This is a genomic window from Caballeronia sp. ATUFL_F1_KS4A (genome assembly GCF_023630905.1).
Classification (GTDB): domain Bacteria; phylum Pseudomonadota; class Gammaproteobacteria; order Burkholderiales; family Burkholderiaceae; genus Caballeronia; species Caballeronia zhejiangensis.
This window is the reverse complement of record NZ_JALQEB010000003.1, coordinates 187184-208408: the sequence shown is the minus strand read 5'-3', so window position 1 is coordinate 208408 and position 21225 is coordinate 187184. Positions and strand designations below refer to the sequence as shown.

21 protein-coding genes are annotated in these 21225 nt (G+C 63.3%); 3 read left to right on the top strand and 18 right to left on the bottom strand.

Features of this window, described 5'->3' with window-relative positions; genetic code table 11:
- Position 1 precedes the first annotated feature (1 nt).
- The 5 genes from ddpX to guaB form a co-directional block, all read right to left on the bottom strand.
- Positions 2-565 (bottom strand): D-alanyl-D-alanine dipeptidase, encoded by a 564-nt coding sequence (ddpX, locus tag NCS03_RS06505; RefSeq protein WP_250528946.1) that lies wholly within the window; start codon positions 563-565, stop codon positions 2-4.
- 91 nt (positions 566-656) lie between these two features.
- Positions 657-1217, bottom strand: coding sequence for an RNA 2',3'-cyclic phosphodiesterase (gene thpR, locus NCS03_RS06500; protein ID WP_034473566.1), 561 nt, complete (start codon positions 1215-1217; stop codon positions 657-659).
- 23 nt (positions 1218-1240) lie between these two features.
- Positions 1241-2824: a glutamine-hydrolyzing GMP synthase gene (gene guaA / locus NCS03_RS06495; protein ID WP_008350045.1), complete on the bottom strand. Its 1584-nt coding sequence runs from the start codon at positions 2822-2824 to the stop codon at positions 1241-1243.
- 165 nt (positions 2825-2989) lie between these two features.
- On the bottom strand, positions 2990-3790 hold the full coding sequence (locus tag NCS03_RS06490) for a hypothetical protein (protein ID WP_250528945.1): 801 nt from the start codon (positions 3788-3790) through the stop codon (positions 2990-2992).
- Positions 3791-3805: 15 nt separating this feature from the next.
- Entirely contained in the window at positions 3806-5266 is a 1461-nt protein-coding gene (gene guaB / locus NCS03_RS06485; protein WP_008350049.1) for an IMP dehydrogenase, read from the bottom strand.
- A gap of 212 nt (positions 5267-5478) precedes the next feature.
- Between guaB and NCS03_RS06480 the strand changes: the two genes are divergently transcribed.
- Complete coding sequence (locus NCS03_RS06480; protein ID WP_250528944.1) at positions 5479-6438, top strand: DMT family transporter; 960 nt, start codon at positions 5479-5481, stop codon at positions 6436-6438.
- A 6-nt stretch (positions 6439-6444) separates the two neighbouring features.
- Here NCS03_RS06480 and NCS03_RS06475 read toward each other — a convergent pair whose 3' ends face one another.
- Both NCS03_RS06475 and NCS03_RS06470 read right to left on the bottom strand, forming a co-directional pair.
- Positions 6445-6768: an RnfH family protein gene (locus tag NCS03_RS06475; protein WP_008350051.1), complete on the bottom strand. Its 324-nt coding sequence runs from the start codon at positions 6766-6768 to the stop codon at positions 6445-6447.
- Positions 6765-7202 carry a type II toxin-antitoxin system RatA family toxin gene (locus tag NCS03_RS06470; RefSeq protein WP_008350053.1) on the bottom strand — a complete coding sequence of 146 codons (438 nt, stop codon included), beginning with the start codon at positions 7200-7202 and terminating at the stop codon, positions 6765-6767. The genes NCS03_RS06475 and NCS03_RS06470 overlap by 4 nt, the downstream gene beginning before the upstream one ends.
- Before the next feature lie 119 nt (positions 7203-7321).
- Between NCS03_RS06470 and smpB the strand changes: the two genes are divergently transcribed.
- Positions 7322-7771 (top strand): SsrA-binding protein SmpB, encoded by a 450-nt coding sequence (gene smpB, locus NCS03_RS06465; protein ID WP_008350055.1) that lies wholly within the window; start codon positions 7322-7324, stop codon positions 7769-7771.
- A 44-nt stretch (positions 7772-7815) separates the two neighbouring features.
- Here smpB and NCS03_RS06460 read toward each other — a convergent pair whose 3' ends face one another.
- The 3 genes from NCS03_RS06460 to ppsA all read right to left on the bottom strand — a co-directional run bounded on the left by NCS03_RS06460 (position 7816) and on the right by ppsA (position 11713).
- On the bottom strand, positions 7816-8742 hold the full coding sequence (locus tag NCS03_RS06460) for an SPFH domain-containing protein (RefSeq protein WP_008350056.1): 927 nt from the start codon (positions 8740-8742) through the stop codon (positions 7816-7818).
- A 25-nt stretch (positions 8743-8767) separates the two neighbouring features.
- Positions 8768-9199, bottom strand: coding sequence for an NfeD family protein (locus NCS03_RS06455; protein WP_008350058.1), 432 nt, complete (start codon positions 9197-9199; stop codon positions 8768-8770).
- 96 nt (positions 9200-9295) lie between these two features.
- Entirely contained in the window at positions 9296-11713 is a 2418-nt protein-coding gene (gene ppsA, locus NCS03_RS06450; protein ID WP_244808026.1) for a phosphoenolpyruvate synthase, read from the bottom strand.
- Between the two features lie 504 nt (positions 11714-12217).
- Between ppsA and ppsR the strand changes: the two genes are divergently transcribed.
- Positions 12218-13036, top strand: a complete 819-nt coding sequence (gene ppsR / locus NCS03_RS06445; RefSeq protein ID WP_008350062.1) for a posphoenolpyruvate synthetase regulatory kinase/phosphorylase PpsR — start codon at positions 12218-12220, stop codon at positions 13034-13036.
- Between the two features lie 6 nt (positions 13037-13042).
- On the opposite strand, the gene NCS03_RS06440 is transcribed toward ppsR, so the two are convergent.
- From NCS03_RS06440 to bamA, 8 genes are all read right to left on the bottom strand, one after another.
- Complete coding sequence (locus NCS03_RS06440; RefSeq protein WP_008350064.1) at positions 13043-13819, bottom strand: TrmH family RNA methyltransferase; 777 nt, start codon at positions 13817-13819, stop codon at positions 13043-13045.
- Positions 13820-13836: 17 nt separating this feature from the next.
- Positions 13837-14541 carry a ribonuclease HII gene (gene rnhB / locus NCS03_RS06435; RefSeq protein ID WP_008350066.1) on the bottom strand — a complete coding sequence of 235 codons (705 nt, stop codon included), beginning with the start codon at positions 14539-14541 and terminating at the stop codon, positions 13837-13839.
- Complete coding sequence (gene lpxB, locus NCS03_RS06430) at positions 14541-15707, bottom strand: lipid-A-disaccharide synthase (protein WP_008350067.1); 1167 nt, start codon at positions 15705-15707, stop codon at positions 14541-14543. The genes rnhB and lpxB overlap by 1 nt, the downstream gene beginning before the upstream one ends.
- Positions 15708-15718: 11 nt before the next feature.
- A complete protein-coding gene (gene lpxA, locus NCS03_RS06425) occupies positions 15719-16507 on the bottom strand; it encodes an acyl-ACP--UDP-N-acetylglucosamine O-acyltransferase (RefSeq protein WP_008350069.1) in 789 nt (262 codons plus the stop codon).
- Positions 16508-16571: 64 nt separating this feature from the next.
- Positions 16572-17030 (bottom strand): 3-hydroxyacyl-ACP dehydratase FabZ, encoded by a 459-nt coding sequence (gene fabZ, locus NCS03_RS06420; protein WP_008350071.1) that lies wholly within the window; start codon positions 17028-17030, stop codon positions 16572-16574.
- Positions 17031-17177: 147 nt separating this feature from the next.
- The gene (gene lpxD, locus NCS03_RS06415) at positions 17178-18269 is read right to left on the bottom strand and encodes a UDP-3-O-(3-hydroxymyristoyl)glucosamine N-acyltransferase (RefSeq protein WP_034472149.1); all 1092 of its coding nucleotides are present in this window, start codon (positions 18267-18269) and stop codon (positions 17178-17180) included.
- A 28-nt stretch (positions 18270-18297) separates the two neighbouring features.
- Entirely contained in the window at positions 18298-18804 is a 507-nt protein-coding gene (locus tag NCS03_RS06410) for an OmpH/Skp family outer membrane protein (protein ID WP_008350075.1), read from the bottom strand.
- Between the two features lie 106 nt (positions 18805-18910).
- The gene (gene bamA / locus NCS03_RS06405; protein ID WP_008350077.1) at positions 18911-21223 is read right to left on the bottom strand and encodes an outer membrane protein assembly factor BamA; all 2313 of its coding nucleotides are present in this window, start codon (positions 21221-21223) and stop codon (positions 18911-18913) included.
- Positions 21224-21225: the final 2 nt, after the last annotated feature.

The following is a 21225-nucleotide window of genomic DNA, read 5'->3' as shown; positions in this document are numbered from 1 at the left end:
ATTATATGAGCCGCAGCGGGCCGCATTCTTCGTTGTCGATCAGAGCAAGTTCGCGCGAGCCGGGCAATTCGTAATGCCACCACTCGCTTTTGATGTGCGTGAAGCCCGCGCCGTGCATGACGCCCAGCAGCAGCGTGCGATTGCGCTGCACATGCTCTGGCAAGCCGAAGTGAAAGTGCTCGGATTCGGCGACCATCGCATCGAAACCGGTGCCCATGTCGAGCTCGTTGCCGTCACGATCGACGAGCGTCAGGTCCACCGCCGTGCCGCGGCTATGGTTCGAGCCGCGTCCGAGTTCGGCGATGAAGGTCGGATCGGGCAGGAAATCCCACAGCACTTTCTGCGCTTGCGGCGGACGATAGGCGTCGAAGATCCTGAGCGTCATGCCGATGCTCGTCGCGATATCGACGGCTTTACGCAATGCCGCTTCGGCGGGCTCGAGCAGCAGGCAGTGCTGCGCCTTGTAGATGGGCTTGCCGGTGAAATTGCGATCGGTCGCGTAGACGAGATCGATCTGGACGTGGTGGGTTTCGGGCGTGATGTGCAGCAGGCGGGATCGGGTCATGTAAGCGCTTCGTCTCGATTCATTCCGATACACGCACCTTAACGCGTTAGAAAAATCCGCGAAACCTTTTATTGCGCGTGGTTCCGCCGATTCACGGCACGAGCGGCCAGCGCGCGAGGACTTCGTGTTGCGATTTGCCGAGCCGGCTGCGCACGAGCGCGAACTCACGCACGGTCCATGCGATGGGTTCGATGCGCTCACGCGCGACGCGGTGTTCGTCGTAGAGCAAGGTCACATGAGGCGTGAAACGGGGATGCCGCTTCAGTGCGATGCCTGCCGCTTCCAGCGCCGTGCCGAGCGTTCGTTCGAGCGCGTCGAGCGGCTCGGTGACATCGCCGGAAACGACGAGCGGGCGTCTCGCGCGACGGCCGGAAAAGCTTTCGATACGGTCGAGCGTCACATCGACGGGCGGCAACGCGATTCGGGATGCTGCGGCGCAAGCGTGCGCGGCCACATCGGCGGGAACGCCTGCGAAGGCGCCGAGATAATGCAGGGTGACGTGAAGGCGATCGGCGGGAATCGCCCTCGCCTTCAGCGTGTGCTCGATACGCAGCCGCGCCGCCAGTTCGGCGATGCGCGCGGCGGCGACTGCGTCCGGATAGATCGCGAAGAAGAGCGAGTCGGTGGGGCGATCGGACGCGGAATCAGTCATGCCCCCTCGCAATCAGACGCGGCTCACTCCCACTCAATTGTCGCAGGCGGCTTGCCAGAGATGTCATACACCACCCGATTGATCCCGCGCACTTCGTTGATGATGCGATTGGAAACATGCCCGAGCAGATCATGCGGCAGATGCGCCCAATGCGCGGTCATGAAGTCGAGCGTCTGCACGGCGCGCAGCGCGACGACGTATTCATAGGTGCGCCCGTCGCCCATCACGCCGACGCTCTTGACCGGCAGGAACACCGCGAACGCCTGGCTCGTCAGGTCGTACCACGACTTGCCCGTTTCCTTGTCGATGGTGTTGCGCAGCGTCTCGATAAAAATGGCATCGGCGCGACGCAGCAGGTCCGCGAATTCGCGCTTCACTTCGCCGAGAATCCGCACGCCGAGACCCGGACCGGGGAACGGATGGCGATACACCATCGCGGGCGGCAGACCGAGCTTCACGCCGAGTTCGCGCACTTCGTCCTTGAAAAGCTCGCGCAGCGGTTCGAGCAGCTTCAAGTTCAGCGTCTCCGGCAAACCGCCGACGTTGTGATGGCTCTTGATCGTATGCGCGCCCTTCTTGCCCTTGCCCGCCGATTCGATCACGTCCGGATAAATCGTGCCCTGCGCGAGCCACTTGGCATCGGTGAGCTTGTCCGATTCGTTGTGGAACACTTCGACGAACTCCGCGCCGATGATCTTGCGCTTCGCCTCCGGATCGGTCACGCCCGCAAGCTTCTGCAGGAATTCCTCGCTGGCATCGACGTGAATCACCTTCACGCCCAGGTGATCCGCGAACGTCGACATGACCTGCTCCGCCTCGTTCTGACGCAGCAAGCCGTGATCGACGAACACGCACGTCAGCTGGTCGCCGATCGCGCGATGCAAAAGCGCCGCCGCCACCGACGAATCCACGCCGCCCGACAAGCCGAGAATCACATGCTCATTGCCGACCTGCGCGCGGATATTCTCGACCGCCTCGTCGATGTAATGGCCCATCTCCCAATCGGCCTTCGCGCCGCACAGCTCCAGCACGAAACGGTCGAGCATCGCGCGGCCCTGCACCGTATGCGTGACTTCCGGATGCCATTGCAGGCCGTAGAAGCGCCGGTCGTCGTCGGCCATCGCGGCGATCGGGCACGACGGCGTCGAGGCCATCAGCTTGAAACCCGCCGGCAGATCGACGACCTTGTCGCCGTGGCTCATCCAAACCTTGAGCATCGACTCGCCCTTGTCGCTGGCGAAATCCTGAATGCCTTCCAGAAAGCCCGTGTGATTCAGCGCCTGAACTTCCGCATAGCCGAATTCGCGCACGTTGCCGAGTTCGACCTTGCCGCCGAGCTGATCGGCCATCGTCTGCATGCCGTAGCAGATGCCGAGCACCGGCACGCCGAGATCGAAGACGATCTGCGGGGCGCGCGGCGACTTCGCCTCGGTGACGGAGTTCGGGCCGCCGGACAGGATGATGCCCTTCGGCGCGAATTCGCGGATGAACGTCTCGTCGACGTCGTACGGATGGATTTCCGAGTAGACGTGCGACTCGCGGATGCGCCGCGCGATCAGCTGGGTGACTTGGGAGCCGAAATCGAGAATCAGGATTTTGTCGTGCATGGCTGCGGCCAAAGGCTAAGTGAACGAATGATGTCGGTGCTGCCGGAGCGCGGCCTCGCGCCCCGGTCTGCAAATAAATCGACGGCCGGCGCAAAGGCCGACCGTGCTTGTCCTGCGTGTTTCCGTTGCTGCGCGTGCGTGGCTCGTAGCATGCGCTTCACGCCTTCAGCGAGGCGCGCGGCCCGCGTCGGGCGCGAGCGGATCGGCTCTTCGACCCGTCGCCGGATCGATCTCGCCGCTGATGACGGGCTCGATGCGCTTGCCGGTGACCGGATCGACCGCGCGGCCCGTCAGCGGATCGAGCGTGCCGCCGGTAACGGGATCGACCGCGCCGTCCGGGTGCGCGCGAACCGCGCCGGCCGGCGAGACGGGATCGAGCGTGCGGCCCGATACCGGATCGATGGCCGTCGCGCCCGGTGCGCGCGCTGCGGGACGCGCCGCGAGATCGACCGATTCGGCGCGCGCCGACGATGCCGCGTTGCTCGCGGAAAACTCGTCACGCTTTTGCGCCGCCTTCTTTTCCGCGCGCTGCGCTGATACCGCGCCGGCCGCCGCCGCGCGCTCGCGCCGACGCACCGCCGACGACAGTCTCACGCTGCCCAGACCGAGCACCAGCAGCACGGCGCCCACGACGGCCGCGCTGATCTGCCCGAAGCCATCGATCTGAGGCGAATGCAGTCCGAGCAGCCAGACCAGCACCACCACCCCCGACAGCCACTGCACGTGTCCCGACACGCGCGCGGCGCGAGCCGTCAACGCGCCATCGACGGCTGCGTGAAACGCAAGCCACGACAGCCCGATGAGCGCGATACCGAGCAACTGCCCGGCGAACGCCGGCTGAACGCGGATCGAATCCAGTTGCAGCGCGCCGTACAGGCCCGCCCACGGCGTCAGCAGAAACAACAGGCCGAACGCCAGAAAAATCAGGGCATTGATGACGAGCACGACCCGCAGCAACGGTTTCATGATCAGTCCGCTCGATTAGTCGACGTGATAGTTGGGCGCTTCCTTCGTGATCTGCACGTCATGCACATGCGATTCGCGCATGCCGGCCGCCGTGATCTGAACGAATTCCGCCTTCTCGTGCAGTTCGGAAATCGTGCGGCAACCGCAGTAGCCCATGCTCGCGCGCACGCCGCCGACGATCTGGAACAGGATCGCGTTGACCGAGCCCTTGTAGGCCACACGGCCTTCGATACCTTCCGGCACGAGCTTGTCGATGTTCGCCGAGTTGTCCTGGAAGTAGCGGTCCGCCGCGCCGTCCTTCATCGCGCCGACCGAACCCATGCCGCGGTACGACTTGTACTGGCGGCCCTGATACAGGAACACGTCGCCCGGCGATTCTTCGGTGCCCGCGAGCATGCTGCCCATCATGACGACGTTCGCGCCCGCCGCGAGCGCCTTCGACACGTCGCCCGAGAAGCGCACGCCGCCGTCCGCGATGACCGGCACGCCGGTGCCGCGCAGTGCTTCGGAAACATTCGCGATCGCCGTGATCTGCGGCACGCCGACGCCCGCCACGATCCGCGTCGTGCAGATCGAGCCCGGGCCGATACCGACCTTCACCGCGTCCGCGCCGTACTCGACGAGCGACTTGGCTGCCGCCGCCGTCGCGATATTGCCGCCGATGACCTGCACGTGCGGATAATTCTGCTTGACCCAGCGCACGCGCTCCAGCACGCCCTGGCTATGGCCGTGCGCGGTATCGACGACGATCACGTCGACGCCCGCCTGCGCGAGCAGCTCGACGCGCTCTTCATTGTCCGGACCGACGCCCACGGCCGCGCCCACACGCAGCTTGCCGTCTTCGTCCTTGCAGGCGTCCGGGTTTTCGGTCTGCTTGGTGATGTCCTTCACCGTCATCAGGCCGCGCAGCTCGAACGCGTCGTTCACCACGAGCACGCGCTCCAGGCGATGGCTGTGCATCAGCGCCTTCGCCTCGGCGAGCGACGTGCCTTCCTTGACCGTCACGAGGCGTTCGCGCGGCGTCATGATGTTGCGCACCGGCTCATCGAGCCGTTCTTCGAAGCGCAGGTCGCGATTGGTGACGATGCCGATCAGTTGCGCGCCTTCGACCACCGGGAAACCCGAAATGCCGTGCTGCTGCGTCAGCGCGATGACGTCGCGCACGCGCATTTGCGGCGGAATCGTGATCGGATCGCGCACGACGCCCGATTCGAAGCGCTTCACTTTCGCGACTTCGCGGGCCTGTTCCTTGGCGGTGAGATTCTTGTGGACGATGCCGATGCCGCCCATCTGCGCCATCGCGATGGCGAGCCGGCCTTCGGTGACCGTGTCCATGGCGGCGGACACGAGAGGCATGTTCAGGGAAATATTGCGAGTCAGCTGGGATTTCAGGCTGGTGTCGCGCGGGAGAACGCTGGAGAAGGCGGGCACGAGGAGCACGTCATCGAACGTGAGTGCTTTCTGGATCAGACGCATGGCAAATCCTATGGGCGCAAAAGCAGATTATACCGATAGTTCCCTGCATTTTCACTGCCCGAACAGCAGCTTAGCCCATTCTGACGCAAATTCCGGACCGCTTTCGCCCGTCTGCCGGGCGCCCGCGTTGTTGCAGTTTTAGACAAGACGGCCGCCCGGGGCCACATGCTACGCTTCGCGCCGTCAGTTGAAATTTCGGCAGGAGTCGGACGATGCAGCGCGGTGTGATGTACGGAATGGCGGCGGGAGCGATCTGGGGTTTCATCTTTCTCGCGCCACGGCTCTTGCCGGATTTTTCGCCGCTGACGCTCTCCGTCGGGCGCTATCTGATGTACGGCGCGGTTTCGCTCGCGGTGGCGCTGCCGTTCGCCCGGCGCCTCGCGGCCAAGCTCACGCGCGCCGATTTCATCGCGCTCGCGAAGCTCGCGCTGGTCGGCAACCTGCTGTACTACATGCTGCTCGCGAGCGCGGTGCAGCTCGTGGGCGTCGCGCCTTCGTCGCTGATCGTCGGCATTCTCCCCGTGACCGTCACGCTCGCCGGACGGCGGGATCGCGGCGCGGTCGACCTGAAAAGGCTCATCGGGCCGCTCCTGCTCGTGCTGGCGGGCATCGCGTGCATCAATCTCGATGTATTCAGCGACGCCGATCACGCGACGAGCGTGCTCACGCGCCTCGCCGGACTCGGATGCGCGCTCGGGGCGCTCGCTTCTTGGACGTGGTACGCGGTCGTCAACGCGCGGTATCTGCGATCGAATCGCCATTTCGACGGCAACGAGTGGTCCATCCTGTGGGGCATCGTGACGGGTCTGCTCGGCGTCGCGCTCGGCGCGATCGTCTGGATGCTGCCCGCGGGCACGGTGCAGGCGAGCGTCCCCGCGTCGCGCTGGCATCTGTTCTGGACCGTTTCTTTTGCGCTGGCCACCGGCGGCTCGTGGCTCGGCAACATGCTGTGGAACGCGGCAGCGAAGCGCCTGCCGCTCACGCTGTCAGGGCAGATGATCGTGTTCGAGACGCTCTTCGCCCTGCTCTACGCCTTCGTCTACGACGGCCGCTGGCCGCGCTCGCCCGAAGTGCTCGCGATCGTGCTGCTGCTCGCCGGCGTAATCTGGTCGGTCAGGCAGCACACGCTGGAGCCGGCGCCCGCCGCGGCGAAAGAAGCGCCCGCGCATTGAATTCGCTCAGCGCGAATCCTTCGACTGCCACTTGCGCCCTTCGATCGAACCCGCCTTGCGCGCCTTGTCCACGCGGCGCTGGCGCGCGGCCTTCGGATCCACCTTCAGCGGCCGATAAATCTCGACGCGGTCGAAATCGGCGAGCGCCGCGTCGAGCGGCTTCGGCTTGCCGAACACGCCGACCTTCTGCGTCGTCAGATCGATGTCGCGATGCGCGAGCAGCACGCCGCTTGCGTCGATCGCATCGCGCACCGTCGCGCCCTCGGGCAGGTCGACGCGCTTCAGGAACGCGCCATCGGGCAGGCCGTAGCAGACATCGATATGCATCATGGCTTGCCGTAGCGCTGGTCCGCGCGCTTCACGAAGGAATCGACGAACGTGTTGGCGATATGGCTGAACACCGGCCCGATGATCTTCTCCAGAATCACGTTCGAGAATTCGTAATGCAGCGCGAATTCGATCTTGCAGGCGTCCGCGCGCAGCGGCGTAAAGTGCCAATATCCGGTGAATTTCTTGAAAGGGCCGCTCAGGAACTCCATATCGATATTGGTCGGACGCTTTTGCACATTGCGCGTCGCGAAATGCTGCTTGATGCCCTTGAAGCTGATGTCGATCTTCGCTTCCATGCCGTTCTCGTCGTGGCGGCCGATTTCGACGCCGCCGCACCAAGGCAGGAAATTGGGGTAGTCGGCGACATCGGTGACGAGGTCGAACATTTCTTCCGCTGAATGGCGGATCAATACGGTTTTCTGGACGTCTGCCATATAGGGCGCAGCGGTGGCTGAATTGGGCGGCAACGCGCAAGAGAACGAGGCATCGGATCGAACGCATGCCGGCGCGCTGCTAAAATCAGGATTTTAAACGAGTTGGGCACTTTCCATTCATGAGCATCATCGACAACAGAAAAGCCTTCTTCGATTACTTCGTCGAAGAGCGCTACGAGGCCGGTCTCGTGCTCGAGGGCTGGGAAGTCAAGGCGCTTCGCGCCGGGCGCGCGCAGATCAAGGAAGGCTACGTCGTGATCAAGAACGGCGAGCTCTTTCTGATCGGCACGCATATCAGCCCGCTGCCCGAAGCATCGAAATTCGCTAACCTCGATCCGGTGCGCACGCGCAAGCTGCTCCTCCACCGCGAACAGATCGACAAGCTCATCGGCAAGGTCGAGCAGCGCGGGCACACGCTCGTGCCGCTCAACTTCCACTACAAGGATGGCCGCGTGAAATGTGAAATCGGCCTCGCGAAGGGCAAGAAGTTGCACGACAAACGCGAGACCGAAAAGAAGCGCGACTGGGAACGCGAACGCGGGCGTCTGATGCGAACCGCCTCGCGTTAAACCGTGAAACGAATCGGGGGCGCTTTTTAGCGCCCCCGATTGCTTCAGCTCTTCCTGATTATGCCGCTGCCCTCGCCTTTCACGATCGACAACGCGGACGCGATCATCGTGCTCATGTCGGACATGTTGCCCGGCACGATCAGCGTGTTGCCCTGCTTCGCGAGATTGCCGAACGCGCCGACATACTGCTCCGCAACCTTCAGATTCACCGCTTCCATGCCGCCCGCTGTCTGAATTGCAGTGCCGATCTTCTCGATGGCTTGCGCGTTCGCTTCCGCCACCGCGAGAATCGCGGCGGCTTCGCCCTGCGCCTGATTGATCGCCGCCTGCCGTTCGCCTTCCGACTTCTGGATCGCGGCCTCGCGCGCGCCCGATGCCAGATTGATCTGCTCCTGCTTGCGTCCTTCGGACGCGGCGATCAGCGCGCGCTTTTCGCGCTCGGCGGTGATCTGCGCCTGCATCGCGTGAAGGATTTCCTTCGGCGGCGTGAGATCCTTGATTTCATAGCGCAGCACTTTCACGCCCCAGTTCGACGCGGCTTCGTCGAGCGCATTCACGATGCTCTGGTTGATGAAGTCGCGCTCCTCGAACGTCTTGTCGAGCTCCAGCTTGCCGATGACCGAACGCAACGTCGTCTGCGACAGTTGCGTGATCGCGAACACGAAGTTGCTCGATCCGTACGAAGCCTTCATCGCATCCGTGACCTGGAAGTACAGCACGCCATCGACTTGAAGCTGCGTGTTGTCGCGCGTGATACAGACTTGGCTCGGCACTTCGAGCGGAATCTCCTTCAGCATGTGCTTGTAGGCGATGCGATCGATGAACGGCAGCACGATGTTGAGGCCCGGCGTGAGCGTTGCATGATAGCGGCCGAGGCGTTCCATGATCCATGCGTGTTGCTGAGGGACGATCTTGACCGTTTTCGACACGATGACGATCGCGATGACGAGCACGATGAGCGCAAAGTACATTGACATTATTTTTCTCCTTATAGGACTACCGCTTGGCCGCGACGATCAGGCGATTGCCGTCGAGCGCCGTGATGCGATAAAGCCGTGCGCCCTCCGTTTCGCCCGGTGCGAGCTCGACATCCCACTGCGCGCCGCGATACATTGCGCGCGCGTGGCCGTGATGCCATTGATCGACTTCCAGGGTCGCGCCGATATCGAGATTCACGGCCGCATCGCGCGAGGCGTCGTCACGCCGCTTCCAGCTGACGAAGCGCGAGCGCCGCAGCACCGCCACCGCGATCAGCGCGATGACCGCGGCCGCGCCCATCTGTACGTGCGGCAACGCGCCGAGCACATGAGCGACGCCGCCCGCGATCATCCCGAGCGCGATCATGAGCAGATAGAACGTTCCGGTAAACAATTCCGCGACGATCAGCGCGCCCGCAGCGACCCACCAGATCAACCCGCCCGTTTCCATCATCGGTCTCCAAACGAAAACACCCCGGAAAAGTCCGGGGTGTTTTTATATCACGCTGCACCAATCCGAAAGCAAGTGGAAAGGTGTGACATCGACTTATTTTGACAAGGTCTTCGCGAGCTGCTGCCACGTATCGATGATCGTGTCCGGATTAAGCGACATCGACTCGATGCCCTGCTTCGCGAGCCACTCGGCGAGATCAGGGTGGTCCGACGGGCCCTGACCGCAAATGCCGACGTACTTGTTCAGCTTCAGGCACGTCTCGATCGCGCGCTTCAGCATGAACTGCACCGCTTCGTCGCGCTCGTCGAAGTCCGCCGCGAGCAACTCCATGCCCGAGTCGCGATCGAGGCCCAGCGTCAACTGCGTCAGGTCGTTCGAACCGATCGAGAAGCCGTCGAAGCGCTCCAGGAACTGCTCGGCGAGAATCGCGTTGGACGGCACTTCGCACATCATCACGAGCTTCAGGTCGTTCTTGCCGCGTTCGAGACCGAACTTCTTCAGCAGCTCGACCACGCGATCCGCCTGCTTCAGCGTACGCACGAACGGCACCATGATCTGCACGTTGTCCAGGCCCATTTCCTCGCGGACCTTCTTCAGCGCGATGCATTCCATGTGGAACGCCTCGGCGAAGTCTTCCGCGATATAGCGCGACGCGCCACGGAAACCGAGCATCGGATTTTCTTCATCCGGCTCGTAGCGCGAACCGCCGATCAGCTTCTTGTACTCGTTCGACTTGAAGTCCGACAGACGCACGATGACGGGCTTCGGATAGAACGCCGCTGCAATCGTGGCGATGCCTTCGGTCAGCTTGTCGACGTAGAACGCTTTCGGCGATGCATGGCCGCGCGCGACGCTTTCAACCGCCTTCTTCAGATCGGCATCGACGTTCGGGTACTCCAGAATCGCCTTCGGATGCACGCCGATGTTGTTGTTGATGATGAACTCGAGTCGCGCCAGGCCGACGCCCGCGTTCGGCAACTGCGCGAAGTCGAACGCGAGTTGCGGATTGCCGACGTTCATCATGATCTTGACCGGAATCTTCGGCAGTTCGCCGCGCTGCACTTCGGTCACTTCGGTTTCGAGCAGGCCGTCGTAGATCTTGCCTTCGTCGCCTTCCGCGCACGACACCGTGACGAGCGCGCCGTCCTTCAGGATGTCCGTTGCGTCGCCGCAGCCGACAACCGCCGGCACGCCCAGCTCACGCGCGATGATCGCCGCGTGGCACGTACGGCCGCCGCGATTGGTCACGATGGCCGATGCGCGCTTCATCACCGGTTCCCAGTTAGGGTCCGTCATGTCGGCGACGAGCACGTCGCCCGGCTGCACGCGTTCCATTTCCGACGGATCGTGAATCACGCGCACGGGGCCCGCGCCGATCTTCTGGCCGATCGCGCGGCCGGTCGCCAGCACGTTCGACTGCCCCTTCAGCTTGAAGCGCATTTCGGCCTTGCCCGACGCCTGGCTCTTCACCGTCTCCGGGCGCGCCTGGAGGATGAACAGCTTGCCGTCGCGGCCGTCCTTGCCCCACTCGATGTCCATCGGACGCTGATAGTGCTTCTCGATGATGACCGCGTACTTCGCGAGCTCGATCACGTCTTCGTCGGTGATCGAGAAGCGGTTGCGCTGTTCGTGCGGCACGTCGACGGTCTTCACGCGGCCCGGCTCGCCCGGCTTCGTGAATTCCATCTTGATGAGCTTCGAGCCGATCGAGCGGCGGATGATCGGGTATTTGCCCTGTTCGAGCGTCGTTTTGAAGACGTGGAACTCGTCCGGATTCACCGCGCCTTGCACGACGGTTTCGCCCAGGCCGTAGCTCGACGTGATGAAGACGGTTTCCTTGAAGCCCGATTCCGTGTCGATGGTGAACATCACGCCGGCCGCGCCGACGTCGGAGCGCACCATGCGCTGCACGCCCGCCGACAACGCGACTTCCGCATGCGTGAAGCCCTTGTGGACGCGATAGGAAATGGCGCGGTCGTTATAAAGCGACGCAAACACGTGCTTCATGCGATCGAGCACGTCCTCGATGCCGACCACGTTCAGATAGCTTTCCTGCTGGCCCGCGAAGGATGCGTCCGGCAAGTCCTCGGCCGTCGCCGACGAGCGCACGGCAAACGAAAGCTCTTCGGGCGAGCTGGCTTGAAGGACTTCGAAACCGCGGCGGATTTCGTCTTCGAGGCGCGGCTGCATCGGCGCGTCGACGATCCACTGACGGATTTCCTTGCCGGCTTCGGCGAGCGCCTTGACGTCGTCGACATCGAGCGTCTCGAGACGTTTGGCGATGCGGTCCGTCAGATTGTTGTGATGGAGGAAGTCGCGGAATGCGAGCGCAGTCGTGGCGAAACCCGTCGGCACGCGAACGCCGGCTTCGGAAAGCTGGCTGATCATTTCGCCGAGCGACGCATTCTTGCCGCCGACGATTTCCACGTCGGTCATTCGCAACTGCTCGAATGGAACTACATACGCCTGATCCTTTGCGACATCTTTCGCAACATTGACTGCGTTAGTCATACAAGCCCCTAAGGTGGATGGAATTCACGATCGCACGAGTGGGCTCATATGCGAGCGCGCTCATTGGAAGCGCGCTCGCATCTCGTACAACCTGTTTGATAAACCTTCGGGGACACGCGCCCGCGAGAACCGGGGCACGTCAAAAAGAAGCGGGGTACGTCTGAAATCTGCTCGAAAACGTGGACTGACGTAACGAAATGCCACGAAACGACCGCGATTTGACGAAAATCCGATTCAATTTCTCCGCAATTGCTTATCGAACAGGTTGCCGCTATTCTACCTTGCCGTATTTCAAAATTGTTTCGGCCGGGCAGTCGTTCCACGGCAAAATCGAGGTCTTTAACGCCTGATCGTGGGCTCACCCACACCCCGGCGCTCACGCCCGGTTCACTGCCTGCCAGCGGTCAGCTACCTTAACACAGGTTTTTACGGCGTCCGTGCTTTCGCGCTAGCCACGGTTCAGCGTTTGAGCATCGTCGCCCCAACTCGTTCCCTCTTTCGCCGATGCCGCCTTCCGTATTCATCGTTTCCGACGGGACCGGGATCACTGCCGAAACCTTCGCGCATTCGATCCTCGCCCAGTTCGATCAAAAATTCCGGCTCGTGCGCGTGCCGTTCGTCGACTCGATCGACAAGGCCTACGCGACCGTCGAGAAGATCAACGAAGTCGTCGCGCTCGATGGCCGCCGGCCGATCGTGTTCACGACGCTCGTCGACAGCGCATCGAATGAAGTGGTCAAGGGCTGCAACGCGCTCGTGCTCGACATGTTCCAGACCTTCATCGAGCCGCTCGAGCACGAACTGGAAATGAAATCGACGCACGCGATGGGCCGCGTGCACCAGAACGCCGACACGGAGGAATACAAGAATCGCATCGAGGCGATCAATTTCTCGCTCGCCCACGACGACGGCCAGTCGAACCGCAATCTCGCCGACGCGGACGTCATTCTCGTCGGCGTATCGCGCAGCGGCAAAACGCCGACGAGCCTTTATCTCGCGATGCAGTACGGCGTGAAGGCGGCGAACTATCCGCTGATTCCCGAAGATTTCGAGCGCGGCAAGCTGCCGACGCCGCTGCTCGAGCATCGGACGAAGATGTTCGGTTTGTCGATCGATCCGCAGCGGCTGGCCGAGATCCGTAACGAACGCCGTCCGGGCAGCAAGTACGCCGCACTCGAAAACTGCCGCTACGAGATCAACGAGGCGGAAATGATGATGAAGCGCGAAGGCATCAAGTGGCTTTCGTCGACGCACAAGTCGATCGAGGAAATCGCCACGACGATCCTGCAGGAGGTCAAGCCGGAGCGGCCTTCCTACTATTGACGGCTGTCAGCGCTGCTGGCGGCACTGCTCGAAGAGACAGATCGCCGCCGCGGCCGCCACGTTCAGCGATTCCATGCCGCCCGGCTGCGGAATCGTCACGCGATGCGTCACCGCATCGCGCCAGATTTGCGACACGCCCGCGCCTTCGTTGCCGAACACCCAGGCGAGCGCGCCCGACAGGTCGCAATCGTAGAGCGCGACGGCACCGTGCGAATCGGTGATCGTCACGGGTGCGTCGAGTCGCGCGATGAGATCGGCCGGTTCGACGTCCTCGAAAATATCCAGCAGAAAATGCGCGCCCATGCCCGAGCGCAGCACTTTCGATGACCACGCGTATGCCGTGCCCGGCGCGCAGAATACGCGCGTGATGCCCGCCGCCGCCGCGCTGCGCAGAATCGAGCCGACATTGCCGGCGTCCTGAACGCCATCGAGAATCACGCAGGTTTGTGCGACGCGCGCGGGCAATTCTGCATCGATCTTTTCGACGAGCAATAGCATGCCCACGCCGTGAACGACGCTCGACAACTGCCCGAAAAGCGCATCCGGCAACACGACGACGCGCTTCTCTTCGATGCGCGCGACGATCTCGCGCGCTTCCTCGTGCGTGAGCGCGCCTTCGGTGACGACGCACGTTTCCGGCTGGCCCGCCGCGTCGAGATACGCTGACGCCAGATGCAGGCCTTCGAGCAGCGCGTGGCCGCTTCTGCGCTGCTGCGCCGTCGACCCGGCGAGCGCCTTCATGCGCTTGTAGAGCGGGTTGTCCCGCGAAGTGATGGATTTCACGTTGATTCGGTTGACGCTCAGAAGGCGAGCGCGTCGGGATCGTCTTCGATCGTCGATGCGACCTGAAGCACTTCGGGAGCGATCTCGGGCAACACCGAACCGAACACGAGCGCGTGCGCCTCGCGCACCGGCGCGAACGACCGCCGATGATGCTCGCACGGCCCATGTTCGCGCAGCGCCTTCAGATGCTGCGGCGTGCCGTAGCCGGAATGCGTGGCGAAGCCGTACATCGGAAAAAGTTCGTGCAGATCGACCAGCATGCGATCACGCGTGACCTTTGCGAGAATCGACGCCGCCGAGATCTGCTTGACGAGCGCATCGCCGCCGATCACGGCTTCGCTGCGGATGGACAAGGTCGGGCAGCGATTGCCATCGACTTTCACGAGCGTCGGCGCGACTGAGAGGCCTTCCACCGCGCGCTTCATCGCCAGCATGCTCGCATGCAGGATGTTGATGGTGTCGATTTCCTCGACGCTCGCCGACGCGATGCAGTACGCGAGCGCGCGATCGACGATCTTCTCGTACAGCTCTTCGCGCCTTTTGGCAGAGAGCGCCTTCGAATCGTCGAGGCCGTTGATGCGCGGCTTCGCCGGATCGAAGATGACCGCCGCCGCCACGACCGGACCGGCCAGCGGACCGCGCCCGGCCTCGTCGACGCCACAAACGACGTCGAACGGTGAGCTGAAATCGAGTCCGGCTTGCGCCGATCGTCTAGCGGCCATTACCGCGGCCTCCGCGTGTCGAGCACCCGCGCGACGGCCTCGGCCGCTTTCTGCGACGTATTCTGGCGCAGCGCGATGTGCATGTCGGTGAATATTTCCGTCAGGGTACGGCGGTTGGCGTCGTCGTTCAACTGTTTCAGCGTGGCGTCGGCGAGCGCTTCGGGCGTCGCGAAGTGCTGCAGGATTTCCGGCACGACGAAGCGGCCCGCCAGAATGTTCGGCAAGCCGACATACGGCAGATAACCCTGACGCTTCATGATCTGACCCGTCAGCCAAGGCACCTTGTACGAGATGACCATCGGCTTCTTGAGCAGCGCCGCTTCGAGCGTCACCGTGCCGCTTTTCACGAGGATCGCATCGGCGGCGGTCATCGCGCGCTGGGCGTTGCCGTCCGTGATCGTCAGCGACAGATGCGGATGCGCGTCCACGAGCGGCCGCAGCAGTTCGCGCAACGCCGGATTCGCCGCAGGCATCAGGAAGCGCACGTTGGGCTCGCGAAGCTGCATCAGTTCCATCGCGTCGAAGAAGGTCGGGCCGATCAGCGAAATCTCCGAGCGACGGCTGCCCGGCAGGACCGCGATCACCGGACCGCCTTCCGCGATGCCGAGTTCGCGGCGCGCGCCCGCGACGTCCGGCTCGAGCGGAATGTCATCGGCGAGCGGATGGCCGACGTAGCTCGCGGCGACGCCCGCCTTTTCCATCAGCGCCGTTTCGAACGGAAACACGCACAGCATGTGATCGACCGCTTTCACGATCTTCTTGATGCGGCCGCCGCGCCACGCCCAGATGGACGGACAGACGAAATGCACGGTCGGAATGCCCGCTTCGCGCAGCGGCTGCTCGAGGCCGAAGTTGAAATCGGGCGCGTCCACACCGATGAAAACCGACGGCGGCTCGGCAAGCAACTGACGCTTGATCTCGTTGCGGATGCCGAGAATCTCGGGAATGTGCTTCAGCGCTTCGACATAGCCGCGCACGGTCAGCTTGTCCATCGGCCAATGCGCTTCGAAGCCCTCGGCCGTCATGCGGGGACCGCCGATGCCGCTATAGCGCGTGCCTTCGGGCAGCGTGCGCCGCAGGCCTTTGAGCAGCGATGCCGCGAGCAGGTCGCCGGACGGCTCGCCCGCGACCATCGCGATGCGTGGCGGGTTGGTGATCAGGGTCATCGGACAGCGTGTCAGCGGATGATGCCGCGCTGCGACGCCGCGATGAAATCGGAGAATGCCTTGACGGGCGCATCGCCCTCGCCGCCTGCCGTGCTCAGCTCCTTCAGCTGCGCTTTCGCCTCTTCGAGCGACAGGCCGCTCTTGTAGACGATGCGATACGCGGAGCGCAGCGCCGAAATGGCGTCGGGCGTGAAGCCGCGGCGGCGGAGACCCTCGACGTTGATGCCGTGCGGCTCCGCCTTGTTGCCTGCCGCGATGACGAACGGCGGCACGTCCTGCACGAGCGCCGATGCGCCGCCCAGCATGGAATGCGCGCCGATGCGCACGAACTGATGCACGCCCGACATGCCGCCGACGATCGCGTGGTCTCCGACGATGACATGTCCCGCCAGTTGCGCGTTGCTCGACATGATGACGTTGTCGCCGAGCCGGCAGTCGTGACCGACGTGCACGTACGCCATGATCCAGCAGTCGCTGCCGATCGACGTGAGGCCCTGATCCTGCGCCGTGCCCGTGTGCAGCGTCGTGAATTCGCGGATGGTGTTGCGGTCGCCGATTTCGAGGCGCGTCGGCTCGCCCTTGTACTTCATGTCCTGCGGACGGCCGCCGATCGACGCGTAATGGCCGATGCGGTTATCGCGGCCGATCGTGGTGTGGCCCTCGATCACGCTGTGCGAGCCAATGGTCGTGCCCGCGCCGATCACGACGTGCGAACCGACGATCGCGTACGGCCCGACTTCGACGGACTCGTCGAGCTGAGCGCCCGGCTCGATGATCGCGGTTGGGTGAATCTTGCTCATGCGCTTTTCGCCTATGCTGTTCGTGCTGCTTGTTACGTTGAACGCGGTGTGAACGCGAAGGCGCTCAGGCGTCCGTGCTCTTGACGGTACACATGAGCTCGGCTTCGGCGGCGGTCACGCCGTCCACTTCGGCGCGCGCCTTGAACTTCCAGATGCCCCGCATGTACCGCTCGAACGTGACGTTGAGAACGAGCTGATCGCCCGGCTCCACCACGCGCTTGAAGCGCGCGCCGTCGATGCCGACGAAGTAATAGAGCGTGTTGGACGGATCGTGCGGCTCTTCCGCGAACGTCAGAAGCGCGGCCGTCTGCGCGAGCGCTTCGAGAATCAGCACGCCGGGCATCACCGGGCGCGTCGGGAAGTGGCCCTGGAAATACGGCTCGTTGATCGTCACGTTCTTGATCGCTTTGATGCTCTTGTGCGGCTCGAGTTCGAGCACGCGGTCCACGAGCAGGATCGGATAGCGATGCGGCAGCAGCGTGAGAATCTTGTGGATGTCGAGATTGATTTTTTCTGTGCTCATGGTCGTTCTGCTCACGCGCGCGTCGGGCGCGGAAATTTGGATGGCGGGCCGTATCGGACGCCCGCCCGGGATTGCCAGCTCGCTTCGGCGGCTTGAACCGGCCCGCTCTTGCTTGTGGTTCGTTCTTCGTTCGAACGAGCCCGGCGCTTATGCGCCGCCGCTCGTCTCGTCGCGCTTGCCTGAATCGGCGAGCGCGGTCTCGAGCGCCTTGATGCGCTCGCGCATCTTGTCCAGATTGCGCATGATCGCCGCGCTCTTGTTCCAGTCTGCATGCGGCACGGCCGGAAACGCGCTCGTGTACATGCCGGGCTTCAGGAGCGACTTCGACACGCCGGATTGCGCGGTGACGATCACGTAGTCCGCGAGCGTCACGTGCCCCGCGATGCCCACCGCGCCGCCGATCATGCAATGCTTGCCGATGCTCGTGCTGCCCGCGATGCCCGCGCAGCCGGCGATGACCGTGTACGCGCCGATGCGGCAGTTGTGGCCGATCTGCACGAGATTATCGATCTTCACGCATTCCTCGATGACGGTGTCCGCCATCGCGCCGCGATCGATCGTCGTGTTGGCGCCGATTTCCACGTCGTCGGCGATATCCACCGCGCCAACCTGCGGAATCTTCACCCAGCTTCCGGTGCGCGCATCGCCCTCGCCGACGAAATCCGGAGCGAAGCCGAAACCGTCCGCACCGATCACCGCGCCCGCGTGCACGATCACGCGCGCGCCGAGCTTGCAGCCGTGATAAACGGTGACGTTCGGATACAGATGAACGTCGTCGCCTAGCGTAACGCCGCGCCCGACGACTACGCCCGCATCCAGCTTCACGCGCTCGCCGACGACCGCGCCCGCCTCAACCGTCACGTGAGGGCCGATCACGGCGCTCGCCGCAACCTTCGCGTCCGGATCGATGTAGGCGCTCGGATGCACGCCAGGCTTGGCCTTGGGCGTCGCCAAGTCGATGAACGCCTGAGCCACGCGAGCGAAATAAGCGTAAGGATTCGGCGTGACGATGAAATTACTGCCCGCGCGATTCGTCACCTTGTCGAGGTCGGCCGGGGAAATCAGCACGGCGCCGGCGCGCGTCGTCTCGACTTGCGGCAGATACTTCTGATTCGCGAGAAACGCGAGCTGCGCGGGGCCCGCCTTGTCGAGCGGCGCGAGACTGCCGACCGCGTGCGCGCCGTCGCCGACCACCTCGCCGCCGAAGCGTTTCACCAGCTCGCCGAGGGTGACCGTCATGCCTGATGCCATCTCGTCTCAGTCCTCGTCAGTTCGGGTTCGTGAGCGAACCCGTGCCGGTCGCGCCCGCCGCCAGCGCCTTGAGCACCTGATCCGTAATGTCGATGCGCGGGCTCACGTACACCGCTTCCTGCACGATCAGATCGTAGTGCTGCTGCTCGGCGATCTGCTTGATCACCTTGTTCGCGCGGTCCAGCACCGCCGCGAGTTCCTCGTTACGGCGCTGGTTCAGGTCCTCGCGGAACTCGCGCTGCTTGCGCTGGAAGTCCGCGTCGAGCTGCGCCAGATCGCGCTGACGGGCCGCGCGGTCGGTCGGCGACATCGAGGCACCGTTCTTGTCGATGTTGTCCGACATCGCCTTCAGGCGCTGCGCCATGTCCTGCAGCGCCTTGTCGCGCTTGGAGAATTCCTGCTCGAGCTTCGACTGGGCGGCCTTCGCCGCGGACGATTCGCGCAAGATGCGGTCCGAATTGACCGCCGCGATGCGCGCTTCCTGAGCACTGGCGGACATCGCCGTGCCCAGGCCGAGAACCATCGACAACGCAAGCGCCAGCGCCCTATGTTTCGAATGCTTACCGGTTCCCAAAGTGTTCCTCACGTTACGTCGAAAAAAATGAAGTTCGCGTTCATCGGCGGGCTGCTTAGAACGCCGTACCGATCTGGAACTGGAACTTCTGATACTGGTCGCCCTCATGCTTCTGCAGCGGGAAGCCGAGGCTCAGCTTGAGCGGGCCGATCGGCGAGATCCACGCGAGACCCAGACCGTAACCGTAGCGCAAGCCGTTTGCACCGCCGCTCGTACCGCCTTGACCCGGATCGCCCCAGACGTTACCGGCATCGAGGAAGGTGAACACGCGCAGCGTACGATCGTAGCCCGTTCCCGGCAGCGGGAACGTCAGCTCGATATTGCCGACCGCCATGCGCGAGCCGCCGATCGGGTCGTTGGTTTTCGCGTCGCGCGGACCCAGCGAGCTCGGCGAGTAACCGCGCACCGAACCGATACCACCCGCGTAGTAGTTCTTGAAGATCGGGTACGTCTGCCCTTGCAGGCCCTTGCCGTAGCCGCCCTGCAGATTGAAGCCGAGCACGAAACCGCGCGCGAACGAGTAGTAATACTGGAACTGCGCATCGAACTTCGCGTACGTCGTGTTGCCGAGCGGCGTGCCGTATTCTGCGTTCGACTGGATGTAGTAGCCGCGGCTCGGGACGAGCGCGCTGTCGCGATTGTCTCGCGACCAGCCCGCGGTCAGCGGGTAGTTGTTCACGACACGGCCGAACTCGTTCACGTAGTTCTTGTAGGACTGCGGCGTGTTGCTGTCCACGTCCATCGTGTTCTGTTCGGCTCCGACGCCGAAGAACACCGTGTCCTGCTCCGAGAACGGGATGCCGAACTTCGTGTCCGCGCCCATCGTGATGATCTTGAAGCTCGAATCCGTCGAGTAATACAGCGGCTGATACGTACGGTAGTAAGCGTCGGTGATGCGCTTGATGCCGTCGATCGTGAAGTACGGATCGACCTGCGTCACGGTCAGCGTGCGATAGGTTTTCGCGGTGTTCACGTTGACCGCGAGACTCGTGCCCGAGCCGAACACGTTGTCCTGCGACACGCCCGCCGAGAGCACCACCTTGTCCGTCGACGAGAAGCCCGCGCCCAGCGTGATCGCGCCGGTCGGCTTTTCGGCCACCTTCACGTCGACGTCGACCTGGTCGTTCGTGCCTTCCACGGGCGTCGTAGTGACGTCCACGTCGGTGAAGTAGCCGAGACGGTTGATACGGTCCTTCGACAGCGCCAGGCGGCTCGAATCGAACCACGAGCTTTCGAGCTGGCGCATTTCGCGGCGCACCACTTCGTCGCGCGTGCGCGTATTGCCGACGATGTTCACGCGCCGCACATACACCCGACGGCTCGGATCGACTTGCAGCGTGAGCGCCACGGTGTGGTTCGCCTGATCGATCTGCGGCTGCGCGTTGACCTGCGCGAACGCGTAGCCGTATTCGCCGAGCTTGTCGACGATCGCCTTGGTCGTCGACTGCAGCTTTTCGGCCGAGAAGCGCTCGCCCGGTTTGATCTTGATGAGCTTGTTGAGCTCGGCCTGACGGTCGAGCAGATTGCCCGAAAGCGTGATGCTGCTGATCTTGTACGGCTCGCCTTCGTGCACGGCGATCGTCAGATACATGTCCTTCTTGTCCGGCGAGATCGACACCTGCGTGGAGTCGATCGCGAACTCGAGGTAGCCGCGGTTCAGATAGTACGAGCGCACGTTCTCGAGGTCGCCCGTGAGCTTTTCCTTCGCGTAGAGATCGCTCTTCGTGTACCACGAGAACCAGTTCGGCGTGGAAAGCTGCATTTCGCCGAGCAGCGTACTGGAACTGAACGCCTTGTTGCCGACGAAGTTGATCTGGCGAATCTTCGCGCTCGGACCTTCCGCGACGGAGAACAGAATCTGCACGCGATTGCGGTCGACCGGCGTCACGGTGGTCGTGACTTCCGCGGCGTAGTAGCCGCGCGTCAGGTATTGGCGCTTGAGCTCCTGCTCCGCCTTGTCGACGAGCGCCTTGTCGTACGAGCGGCCTTGCGACAGGCCGACGGAACGCAGCGCCTTCGTGAGGTTGTCCTTGTCGAACTCGTGCAGGCCCGCGAAATCGATGGCCGAAATCGCCGGGCGTTCCTGCACCTGAACGATCACCACGTTGCCTTCGGTGGCAATCTGAACGTCGTTGAAGAAACCCGTTGCGTAGAGTGCGCGAATCGCTTCGGAGGCCTTGTCGTCGGTGAAGGTGTCGCCTTGCTTGATCGGCAGATAAGCGAACACGGAGCCAGGCTCGATGCGTTGGAGACCGTCGATCCGAATATCCTGCACGACGAACGGCGTGGTGGCGTGCGCCGCCATGCCCGTTGCGGCGAGCGCCGCGGCCACAGCCGTCTTAGGAACAAAGCGATGAGGTTTGAACAACG